This window comes from Candidatus Stygibacter australis (assembly GCA_030765845.1).
Lineage (GTDB): Bacteria > Cloacimonadota > Cloacimonadia > Cloacimonadales > TCS61 > Stygibacter > Stygibacter australis.
In genome coordinates this window covers 1-11,449 of sequence record JAVCDJ010000006.1, presented here as the reverse complement: position 1 = coordinate 11,449, position 11,449 = coordinate 1, and the positions used below count along the sequence as shown (strand labels likewise).

At 39.3% G+C, this 11,449-nt stretch carries 8 protein-coding genes; 3 read left to right on the top strand and 5 right to left on the bottom strand.

Annotation, left to right across the window (positions count from 1 at the left end):
- A partial coding sequence (locus RAO94_00240; protein ID MDP8320755.1) for a right-handed parallel beta-helix repeat-containing protein occupies positions 1–1,960 on the bottom strand: 1,960 nt, incomplete at its 3' end.
- A 647-nt stretch (positions 1,961–2,607) separates the two neighbouring features.
- On the bottom strand, positions 2,608–4,959 hold the full coding sequence (locus RAO94_00235) for an ABC transporter permease (protein ID MDP8320754.1): 2,352 nt from the start codon (positions 4,957–4,959) through the stop codon (positions 2,608–2,610).
- 408 nt (positions 4,960–5,367) lie between these two features.
- Between RAO94_00235 and ppdK the strand changes: the two genes are divergently transcribed.
- The 3 genes from ppdK (at position 5,368) to mraY (ending at position 10,049) form a co-directional block, all read left to right on the top strand.
- On the top strand, positions 5,368–8,094 hold the full coding sequence (gene ppdK, locus RAO94_00230) for a pyruvate, phosphate dikinase (protein MDP8320753.1): 2,727 nt from the start codon (positions 5,368–5,370) through the stop codon (positions 8,092–8,094).
- Positions 8,095–8,163: 69 nt separating this feature from the next.
- A complete protein-coding gene (locus RAO94_00225; protein MDP8320752.1) occupies positions 8,164–8,931 on the top strand; it encodes a nucleotidyltransferase family protein in 768 nt (255 codons plus the stop codon).
- Positions 8,931–10,049 (top strand): phospho-N-acetylmuramoyl-pentapeptide-transferase, encoded by a 1,119-nt coding sequence (gene mraY / locus RAO94_00220; protein ID MDP8320751.1) that lies wholly within the window; start codon positions 8,931–8,933, stop codon positions 10,047–10,049. Before RAO94_00225 ends, mraY begins: the two co-directional genes overlap by 1 nt.
- Before the next feature lie 52 nt (positions 10,050–10,101).
- Here mraY and RAO94_00215 read toward each other — a convergent pair whose 3' ends face one another.
- From RAO94_00215 to RAO94_00205, 3 genes are all read right to left on the bottom strand, one after another.
- Positions 10,102–10,668: a hypothetical protein gene (locus RAO94_00215; GenBank protein ID MDP8320750.1), complete on the bottom strand. Its 567-nt coding sequence runs from the start codon at positions 10,666–10,668 to the stop codon at positions 10,102–10,104.
- A gap of 20 nt (positions 10,669–10,688) precedes the next feature.
- Positions 10,689–11,153 carry a hypothetical protein gene (locus RAO94_00210; GenBank protein ID MDP8320749.1) on the bottom strand — a complete coding sequence of 155 codons (465 nt, stop codon included), beginning with the start codon at positions 11,151–11,153 and terminating at the stop codon, positions 10,689–10,691.
- 34 nt (positions 11,154–11,187) lie between these two features.
- A partial coding sequence (locus RAO94_00205; GenBank protein ID MDP8320748.1) for an ATP-binding protein occupies positions 11,188–11,449 on the bottom strand: 262 nt, incomplete at its 5' end.

The window sequence follows — 11,449 nt, the reverse complement described above, 5'->3', positions numbered from 1 at the left end:
CCCAGATAAATTTATGCTCTCCTGAAGTAAGGAAATCATTCACCAGGGATTTGACTTTCTGTCCTTTAATATTGAAGATATTCAGTTCTGTTTTTCCTGCCAGGGGGAGAATAAACGAGATCATAGTAATCGGATTAAAGGGATTAGGGTGATTTGAAAGCTGTAAACCTGCGAGTGGAATAGTAATTTCAGGATCATCTATACCGAGCTCTGTATCTAATAAAAGTGGTAAGCTAAAACGACCAATATCCGTAAACACAAATAAAGAATCATAATAAAAATCACGCGTGAGAGCATTCGGAGGAAGATCCCTGTAGATACTATATTCAAGAGAATCGCCAGGCACAAAAACATAAGGGAATTCCGGAGTCCAGGGCATATGGAAGAAATAGACATCATGGTGAACTGTATAGGAGATATCATTGATAATTATTTCTGTTTGAGATATGTTTTTAAATTTTAAAGGCAGATACATCTCTTCACCCACCAGAAAAACCAGAGAATCGGGAGTGAAATCTATGTAGTCATCCTGCAGGAAAGGCTGCAATAGAAAATCAACATTTTCAGTAGTAACTCCGGCAATAACTTCAACGTTATCAATTGTCTGAGTTAAATAACCTTCCAGGGTAGCAGTGACGTTATATTGCGGAGCACCGGCACCAATTGTGATAAGATAATCCCCCTGGGCGTCCGGATGGACAGGTTTGCCTGCACCTACCAAAACATCTACAACGTTGCCATTACCATTTTCCAGAACAATATTACCGCTAATATATCCGGGGTTTGTGATAGTATCAGCTTCATAACAGCCTATATCTACAATTTGAGTAAGGTCACCATTACCGTCCTTTATTCTGTAACTACCCTCTAAATCATAATCAGGCAAGTTCAATCCTGTAGTGTCAGTAGTTCCGGCATCAATGCAGGCACTGGTCAGCGAAAGGTGATAATTCCCAACATCAGGATCAATAAAACCGGGGTTAAGCAAAGTATTTCCGCCCAGATCATGAATGTTAGAGGGGATATAATTTTCAATACAGCAGTTACGGAGATAAACTGTTGTATCGCTATAAAAATCAGCTCCGTTATCCCAGAAAATACAATTTGTTATAGTGGCTTCAACATCAGAATCACATTTAAAGGCAACACTGGTACTATTAACAAAAGAATTATTAAGAAACACCGCAGATGAAGAACCGCAATAAACAGCGCTTGAATTATTTTTAAACAGATTATTAATTATAATCCCCTGTCCAGTCGATATTCCTCTGAAATTTGCGGAGATAATATTATTTTTTATTATAATATCGCTACAATTCACAACCAGAATTCCATTTGAAGGAAAATAATTACTGCCTATAATCACGTTGTGATCAATAATAGGCTGACCGGACACTGCCATAATACCCCAATTGCTAATATTGTATCCAGGCACCGAAATATGATTATTATAAATGTATGGCGCAGAATCATCAAGTACATGAATACCACGAGAAGCATTCTGAATAGAATTATCCGCTATCCAGGGAGAGGAGTTACCTTCACATCTGATGCCAGCTCCTGTATGGACATTAATGGCATTATTAATGATCTGAGGTGAAGCAGAGTCACAGAGAATCCCGAATGACATATTTTGACCTTCTCCGATACTAAATCCTTTGATCATTGCCTCTTCTGTCTCATTATTTTCAAATATAACGATGTACTCCTGAGTACAGGAAATAATCGTCGAAGTAATATATGATTCATCTCCGGTTGTTAAGAACAAAGATCCTACTACTATATTTTTCCCGTCAAAATTGATCCTTCCATATTCTCCAGGATATACCAGAACAGTATCACCATCAGCCGCAGCATCAATGCCATCTTGAATAGTAGCGTAATCAGAGGGAATATTAATTATTAACCCGGATAAGTTATATACTATAATTATACATAAGGCAAAAAGTACTTTTTTCATTGTTCCTCCTATAAATTCATCTAAATTATTATTTACTTCTATAGAAATAATTTACATAATCTAAAATATTTTGTCAAGAAATATTAATCATAGCTGGTATCCTGCTGGATTTACATAAGAAGTTATACGTGAGAAGAATAGAACACTGATGCCACCATCCTACACCTACTCCGTCATTAAGTTAGGGAGCACTTACAGAAGGCTACGGCACGGCAGGCAGATTACACAGATCAACACGGAGCGGGAAATTGAAAATGTAAAATGTAAAATTAAATGTAATGTAAGAATTTTAGCAACGAGCAATTACGAACAAAACGAACTGAAGAAGTATAAGATGGATATTAGATGTTTTACTGTTTTTTAGTTCGTCTTGATCGTTTTGTCTTGATGAGCCGTAAGCTTGCTAAGACTATTAGTTGCTCATAATAATAGTGATCATCAGCGAAAGAATAAATGTAATGTAAGAGCTTGAAACCCTGACAGTACTGACAGGCACGAATAATGTAATATAATGTATTTTTTAAAAGAGCTATTTAATTTTTATTCTCTTTTATCCGTGTAGTCCGTGTAGTCTGTGGTTGAACTCTTCACTCTTCACTCTTCACTCTTTACTCATCTCAGTTTCGACTCACGACTCACTAATTCACCTATTCATACTTCAATGATTCAACCGGATTAGCATTTGCGGCTCTGTAAGTTTGGACAAAAACCGTTATAATTGCAATAATGAGAGCTGTGATGCCAGCTCCAGCAAAAGTTATCCAGGAAATTCCGGTTTTAAAGGCATAATTTTCCAGCCATTTATTCATCATAAACCAGGCAAGAGGCATGGCTATTATGTTAGAGATGATTACCCATTTAGTAAATTCCATTATCAACAGTGTGATCAGTCCACTCACAGATGCACCCAGAACCTTGCGAATACCAATTTCCCTTGTCCTGCGTTCCACCACATAAGTAGCGAGTCCAAATAATCCGAGGCAAGATATAAAAAGCGTTAGCGCAGTGAAAATCTTAAAGAGATAGCCCATATTATCTTCAAACTCATAAAGCTGCTCAAAGGATTCATCTAAAAATGCGTAATCAAAGGGAAACTGAGTGACAAATGCTTTCCAGTTATCTTCAATTGAATCCATAATCTCACTTACATCACCATCGGCAGTCCTTATCAGGATATAATTGAGGTAACCAGGAAAATAGGTAAGTATCAAAGGATCAATTTTAAATGATTGATGCTTAAAATTGAAATCCTTAACCACGCCAATGATCTTTCCTTTTCTGCCCCACATATCAAACATCCTGCCTACCGCATTTTCATTTGTATAGCCGATCCGCTTTATGGCAGTTTCATTGAGAATATAGTTCTCTCCGTCATTAGCAAATTCCTCACTATAACCTCTCCCTGCCACAAATCCCATTTCACAGGTCTCAAAATAGTCATAATCAATACCTTCAAAACTGAAGATCGGATCGTCTTCCTCAGGCTTGCCTTCCCAGTCAAGACCACTGGCAACGTAGCCAATATCCGTGATTATACTTGAACAGCGTGAAACGTCAGTTATGCCGGATATTTTAAGAAGCTCTTCTTTAAATTCGGGAAATTTCTCTACCAGTTCACCTTTAATTGGCAGATATATCAGGTTGTCTTTATTGAATCCCAAATCTCTTTCCTTCATGAAATTCATTTGCTGGAAAACTATCAGCGTGCTTATCATCAGAGCAATTGAAAGAGAAAACTGGATGACTACCAGAATACTGCGCAATATTTTCCCTGTTTTTCCCTTGCTGAAAGCACCTTTCAATACAGTGATGGGTTTAAAAGACGAAAGGAATATTGCCGGGTAACTGCCTGCAAATAAACCAGTAAAAATTGTGATACCCAGCAGCTGCAGGGAAAAATTTAAATCCCAAAGCTGATTAAACGCGTCATTGATGGGAGCAAAACGATCTGCAGATGCAATAATGATGCGCGCAGTCAGTGCTGCAATTAACATGGCGATCACAGCGAGTAAAAGTGATTCACTGTAAAATTGCCTTACAAGCTCTCCTCGCTGAGCTCCCACAACCTTTCTGATGCCGACTTCTTTTGCCCGTAAAGATGAGCGCGCAGTTGAAAGGTTCATAAAATTGATGCTGGCAATGATCAGCACGATCAACCCCACTGCCAGAAAGATATAAATGTATTGGATTGCTCCATTGCCATCCAGATTATAAAGGTGTATTTTACTGAGTGGCTGCATCCAGAGATAGCATACTTCCTGATCGGGATTCAGGTCATTAGGCACACTCCATATCTTTTTTCCCAGATCATCAATATCTACGTTAGCGTCAGTCATGATCAATGTTTCCCCACTGATATTTCCCCACTGCCCCAAAAAACCCACATCAATTTCCTGAAAGAGATTAACTGACATAAAATAACCGAATTCGTAAGTAGCATTTGCCGGGAAATCACGAATTACGCCGGTAACAGTATAGTCTCGTACATCATTTCTGCGGATCACTTCCCCTACTGGATTTGCTTTACCAAAATATTTCTCTGCCACTGTTTCGGTCATCACGATGGCATAAGGATCATCAAGCATGGTATTTATATCACCATGAATTGCCTCAATTGAAAACATTTCCAGAAAATCGGGGTCTGTGTAAACGAGGTTGTTTTCCATAAAAGTTTTATCTTCATAAACCATCAATCCACTGGTTTGATAAATATGGCAATTGTGGGTAATTTCGGGAAACATTTCCTTCAATGTGGGACCCGTGGGCTCTGGTGATGATTGGTAACGCTCAGTTTCTGCTGATAGATGAAATTCCGTATTTACTCTATAAATCCTATCATAGTTTGGCAAATGACGATCATAACTTATCTCATAGATGCTTGATAACAATATGATGATGCAAACCGTCATGGCAATTGCCAATCCGGCAATATTAATAAAGGAAAATCCCTTATGATGCAAAATATTGCGCAAAGCTGTAACCAGGTAATTCTTGAACATTACTTACTCCCTTATCCAAACATTTCCCCAGAAACAAAAAATGATAAAAATAAATCACGATTTAAAGTCAAGCCCTATTATATTTATAGTCTTCAAATCTTTTTCAGGGAATTTTGCTACCAGTAGAGTAGAGACAGGTTCAGAATTTCCATTCCCTGTCCCCCTCATCAAACCGTGCATGCGGTTTTCCCGCACACGGCTTACCGACAAAGTTCGTTCCAAGCATTCACTTTTTCAGTCAACTTATTTCAGGACGGGTCAACTCTTCACTCTTCACAGATCACAGATCATCAGTCACTCTTCCCCCTCAATAGATATTTTTCATTGACACATAAAGGTGTGTAAAAAGGAATGTTGTTTCGCTGATAAAAAATAGTAAAAAAACATAAAGTATTAAAGGAGAAGAAGATGGAAAAGAAGCGAGTATATCTCTTTGGCGGAGGAGCTGCCGAGGGTAAGACTGAAATGAAAAACCTTCTTGGTGGAAAAGGAGCAAATTTAGCTGAGATGAATTTGATCGGTGTACCTGTTCCTGCCGGATTTACAATAACTACTGAAGTATGCACTGAATATAATAAATTAGGCCATAAAGAAGTGCAGAAGCTTTTATGGGATGAATTAGGAACTGGAATCAAACATATAGAAAAGATCATGGCCAAGAAATTTGGTGATAAAGCCAATCCTCTATTGATCTCAGTACGTTCCGGAGCTCGGGTATCAATGCCGGGAATGATGGATACAGTACTCAATCTGGGACTTAATGATGATGTAGTGGCAGGACTGGCAGCCAAAAGTGGAAATGAGCGTTTTGCCTGGGATAGCTATCGCAGATTCGTGCAGATGTATGGCGATGTGGTACTGGGAATGAAGCCGGATAATAAAAATGATATAGATCCTTTTGAACTTATAATTGAAGAGATGAAAGAAGCGAGAAAAGTGGAACTGGATACTGAATTGACCACAGAAGACCTGAAAATACTGGTTGACCAATTCAAAAAAGCAGTTAAAGCTAAGACAGGTCATGACTTCCCAACCGATCCCTGGGAACAGCTCTGGGGAGCAATCACAGCGGTATTTGACAGTTGGAATAATGACAGAGCTAAATTATTCCGTAATATGCATAAATTTTCCCATGACTGGGGAACAGCAGTAAATATCCAGGCTATGGTTTATGGCAATATGGGTAAAAACTCCGCAACTGGAGTAGCTTTTACACGTGATGCAGGGACTGGTGAAGACCTTTTTAATGGTGAATACCTGATAGATGCTCAAGGTGAAGATGTGGTAGCCGGAACCAGAACTCCCCAGGAGATTTCCCGGATAGGTAGTGAACGCTGGGCAGCCCTGGCAGCAGTATCAGAAGAAGAACGTGCAGCTAATTATCCTTCACTTGAAGAAACCATGCCAAGATTATATAAAGAACTTGTGGAAGTGGAAACCAAACTGGAAAATCATTATTCTGACATGCAGGATCTGGAATTCACAATCGAAGATGGACGCTTATGGTTACTGCAAACGCGTACTGGTAAGCGTACCGGTTCTGCAATGGTGCGCATGGCAATTGAAATGCTGGCTGAAGGTATGATCGATGAAAAAACAGCACTCATGCGTGTGGAGCCTAATAAACTTGATGAGCTTCTGCATCCTGTATTTGATCTGGACGCTTTGAAGAAGGCAAATATTATCGGTAAGGGTTTACCTGCCTCTCCTGGCGCAGCAACCGGACAGATAGTATTCATGGCAGAAGATGCAGTAGAATGGGCAGAAGCCGGTAAGAAAGTTATCCTTGTGCGTATAGAGACCTCACCGGAAGACCTGGCAGGGATGAATAAAGCAGAAGGGATTTTAACTGCCCGTGGCGGTATGACTTCTCATGCAGCCGTGGTAGCCAGAGGAGAAGGCAAATGCTGTGTATCCGGTGCCGGCAGTATAAAGATCAATTATAAAGCCAAAACAATGACCTGTAACGGCGTAGTATATAAAGAAGGCGACTGGATATCATTAAATGGCTCTAAGGGCGAGATATATGAAGGCAAGATACTAACCCGTATTCCTGAAGTAAGTGAAAATTTCAGCAAACTGATGAAAATGTGTAATAAATATACCCGCATGTATGTGCGGACAAATGCCGATACACCAAAGGACAGCAGAATTGCCAGAGAATATGGTGCACAGGGGATTGGACTTACCAGAACAGAGCACATGTTCTTTGAAGGCGAACGCATCATGGCAATGCGTGAAATGATACTTTCTGAAGATGTGGCAGGACGCCGTAAGGCACTGGCAAAACTTCTGCCCTACCAGCGAGAAGATTTTGAAGGGATATTTACTGCTATGGACGGTTTTGGGGTAACAATACGACTTCTGGATCCTCCCCTGCATGAATTTGTACCTCATGAAACTAAGAACCAGCAGGAACTGGCTGATAAGATGGGTATCAGTCTGGCAGATGTTCAGCAGAAAGTGCACGATCTGGCAGAATTTAATCCTATGCTGGGACATCGTGGCTGCCGTCTGGGAAATACCTATCCGGAAATTACTGAGATGCAGGCTCGTGGTATCATTGAAGCAGCAGTAAATGTGAAAGCAAAAGGCGTGGATGTTCATCCTGAGATCATGGTTCCTCTGATCGGCAAGATCGAGGAATTTGAGATGCAGGAAAAGATCATCCGTGCAACAGCTGAGAAAGTTTTTGCTGAAAAAGGTGTTCGGGTAGATTATCTTGTGGGAACTATGATTGAAATTCCCCGGGCAGCACTTACTGCTAACCTGATAGCTGAAAAAGCAGATTTCTTTAGCTTCGGAACAAATGATCTCACTCAGATGACTTTTGGATACAGTCGTGATGATGCCGGGAAATTCCTGAAGGTATATCTGGAAAATGGAATTTTAAAAGATGATCCGTTTGCTGTACTTGATCAGGAAGGTGTTGGTCAATTAGTGGAAATGGGAACTCGTTTAGGCAGAGCTGTCAATCCTGAATTGAAAGTGGGCATCTGTGGAGAGCATGGTGGAGAACCAGCCAGCGTGAAATTCTGTCATCGCGTGGGTATGAACTATGTGAGCTGTTCACCATTCCGCGTTCCAATAGCACGTCTGGCAGCAGCTCAGGCAGCCATTGAGGACATTAAGTAAACAAGAGAGTTACTCTTTTGAATAATATGAATATAAAAAGCTCTCTGATATCAGGGAGCTTTTTTTAATATGAAAGCTTTTATTCTGGCAGCAGGTAAGGGCACGCGACTTTTGCCACTTACTATGAAACTCCCTAAACCTTTGATCCCGGTAAATGGGATTCCTCTCTTATGCTATGCTCTTGCCAGATTGAAACAGGCTGGAATCAAAGAATTGATCATTAATACCTGCTATCTGGGTGAAATGATAGCAGATTTCTTGGATCATCATCATAATTTTGGCTTTGATATCTATTTATCTGAAGAAACCGAATTGCTGGGAACCGGGGGTGGTATCTCACAATGCCGGGACTTACTTAAAGAACCATTTTTACTAATAAATGCTGATATAATTTGCGATATTAATTTCTCTGATCTGATAAATTTTCATGAGCATAACAGGGATAATTCCATCCTGGCAGTATCTGCATCAGGTAAACCAACAGTAGCTGTAGAGAATGATCAGGTGATAGATTTCAGTAATTTAAGGTGTACTGGTTTGATTGATAGCTATGCCTATACAGGCAGTGCTCTGCTGACTCCGGAGATATTTCAGTATCTGCCTTCTGGATGTTCTTCTTTAGTAACTTCAGGATTTATCCCTCTTTCAGCCGCAGGGCATCTCAATGATTGGACACATAAAGGCTGGTGGCTGGATGTGGGTACGCAGCAGCGATTATTGGATGCAGAAAGATTTTTAGAGACAAAAAAAGATATATTTAAATTATTTACCAGCTTGAAAATTGATCCTGATCAGGGTTATCTGAACTGGATATTCCGAAATTCTTTGGAGGTATAATGTTTTATCATTTGTTTGATCCTCTATCAAACAGCGAGTTTTTTGGATTAAACCTTTTCAACGTTTTCAGATATATCACATTTAGATCAGTTATGGCGTTTATTACTGGACTTATTTATACTCTTACGGTTGGTCCCTTAATCATAAAAAAGATCAAAGAAAAGCAGGCTTTGGAAATTATCAGTGATTATCTCATGGATATTGGACACAGGGAAAAAGCTAATACACCTTCAATGGGCGGGATTATTTTTCTCAGCGGGGTACTAGTAACTTCTTTATTATGGAATAATCTCACAAATCACTATATACTGCTTATGTATCTGGTAACTATCTGGTTGGGAGGACTGGGATTTCTGGATGATTATCTTAAAAATATCAAAAAGGAAAAGCAGGGATTGATCGCCCGGTATAAATTTCTGGGACAGATCATACTGGGATTTTTTGTCGCTATGGTGCTTATCAGTAGTCCCGTCGATAAAAGCACAATTACAACTATCTGTATTCCTTTTTTTAAAAGCGTGAGTCTGAATATATTCTGGATTTTTATACCCTTCACTGTACTGATGATAGTGGGTACGTCCAATGGAACAAATTTAACTGACGGACTGGATGGACTTGCTACAGGAACAATATCTATTGCCTTACTTGGGCTGGGTACAATGTCATATATTAAGGGAAATTTTATCAATGCAGAATATCTTAATCTGGAATTCATCCCGCAGGCTGGAGAACTAACCGTTTTTATTTCTGCCCTGGTTGGCTCTTTACTGGGATTTTTGTGGTTTAATTGTAAACCAGCTCAGATATTTATGGGAGATACTGGTGCCCTTGCTTTAGGGGGTCAGCTTGCCGTTATTTCCATCATCCTTCGTGAAGAGATATTCTTTTTGATCATCGGTGGCATTTTCGTTGTGGAATCATTGTCATCTCTAATTCAGATCAGATATTTCCAGTACACCAGGAAAAAATATGGCAAAGGACGCTGGTTCTTCAAAATGGCTCCTTTGCATCATCATTATCAAAAGAAAGGTTTTTCCGAAGATAAGATAGTTGTCCGTTTCTGGATCATAGCTTTGCTGCTGCTGGCTATTGGACTTTCTACAATCAAACTTCGCTAGTTTTATTAACGCTTTCGGTTATACCAGTTCAATTTTAATATAATAAAATGTGCTATTGCTTGCCTTTCCAGAGTTTGTATAAATCCAGGAAATTGTGGGCATCAGTCATATCTTCTTTCACAGAAGTTTTTATATAGAAGTTCTTTACTTGAGAATCCCACGTATAAACTGGAATGGACTCGTCTTCGGTTACACTCTCGCCATCGATTTCTATTACCGTTTCACTTAAATCACCAGCATAATACATCATAGGAGCACAATTGCATTCATCATACTGGAAGAAATTTACATCGCTGTAATGTGTAAAAGTAAATTCTACCGTCGCACAAATTTGCCCATTTTCTTCATAGAGCTCTTTGCTGGTAACCTGATAGGCAGGATTATCGGTTTCAAACTGTTCACCTTGCAGATAGTCATTGATCAATTCCTGAAAATCAGCAAAAGATACATCTTTTTCATCGTCTTCTTCAGAGACCAGATTAATGAACTTAATCGAACCTGAGCCGGAACCATCGCTATTGATCGTAAATCGATATTCCTTGAACTCAGTTGTGAGACAGCCTGTGAGAAATAGACTGATAAACAAAACCATAAAGAATCTCATAAACATTTTTTTCATTTCTTACTCCTTAAATTCACTTATTTTTTTGAAGCAAAGAACAACTTAAAAATTAATTCAGGATCCAGTCTGTTTGGTGAACCCTTTCCCTCAAAAAAGCCATAATCTCTGATCATCTGAATATTTAAGGGACACCAGCTTATACTAATATTTTTATGAGGATCATGATATCTTACGAACCCTTTGGGTGAGGGTTTTTGACCACTAAATGGGCTGACTACTTTCCCCCGAAATGTCACATACTCAACTTGTGCCCCATTTTCTAGAGTAGTAAGACCATCATAACTCTCAAATGCCTGGTCTGTGATATCCTGCAATTTGTCAGCAATCTGTTCATTAGTGATACCTAATTTTTCCAGTAAACGTAGATCTTCGGCGATTATCTCATGATAATGCCTGTTATCATTGCCCAGAAAACCTTCCAGTGTTATCAATCCTGGCTGCATTTTCTTCTGGATTTTCTTCTCATCTGGTGTCTGTTTCATAATTTTAACCCTCTTCAAGCAGATTTACTGCTCATTAATTATCATCATCCTGAGGAATTGCTGTAGGGATTTTTAGAATAAATTCTACACCGTCATCCTTATTAGTCACACTCATCCTGCCATGATACTCATTTTCTATTATAAATCGGCAAATATGAAGACCTAATCCTGTGCCTGATCTTCCTCTGGTGGTAAAATAAGGTTCAAAAATTTTATCCAATAATTCATCAGGGATCGGCTCTCCATTGTTATGAACATTGATTCTTAGAAGTTCCTCATCACATTTCATTTTTATT

Excerpts from the sequence above, each read along its gene's own strand:
- RAO94_00235 (MDP8320754.1), bottom strand. The coding sequence starts at position 4,959 with ATGTTCAAGAATTACCTGGTTACAGCTTTGCGCAATATTTTGCATCAT.
- ppdK (MDP8320753.1), top strand. The coding sequence starts at position 5,368 with ATGGAAAAGAAGCGAGTATATCTCTTTGGCGGAGGAGCTGCCGAGGGT.
- RAO94_00225 (MDP8320752.1), top strand. The coding sequence starts at position 8,164 with ATGAAAGCTTTTATTCTGGCAGCAGGTAAGGGCACGCGACTTTTGCCA.
- mraY (MDP8320751.1), top strand. The coding sequence starts at position 8,931 with ATGTTTTATCATTTGTTTGATCCTCTATCAAACAGCGAGTTTTTTGGA.
- RAO94_00215 (MDP8320750.1), bottom strand. The coding sequence starts at position 10,668 with ATGAAAAAAATGTTTATGAGATTCTTTATGGTTTTGTTTATCAGTCTA.
- RAO94_00210 (MDP8320749.1), bottom strand. The coding sequence starts at position 11,153 with ATGAAACAGACACCAGATGAGAAGAAAATCCAGAAGAAAATGCAGCCA.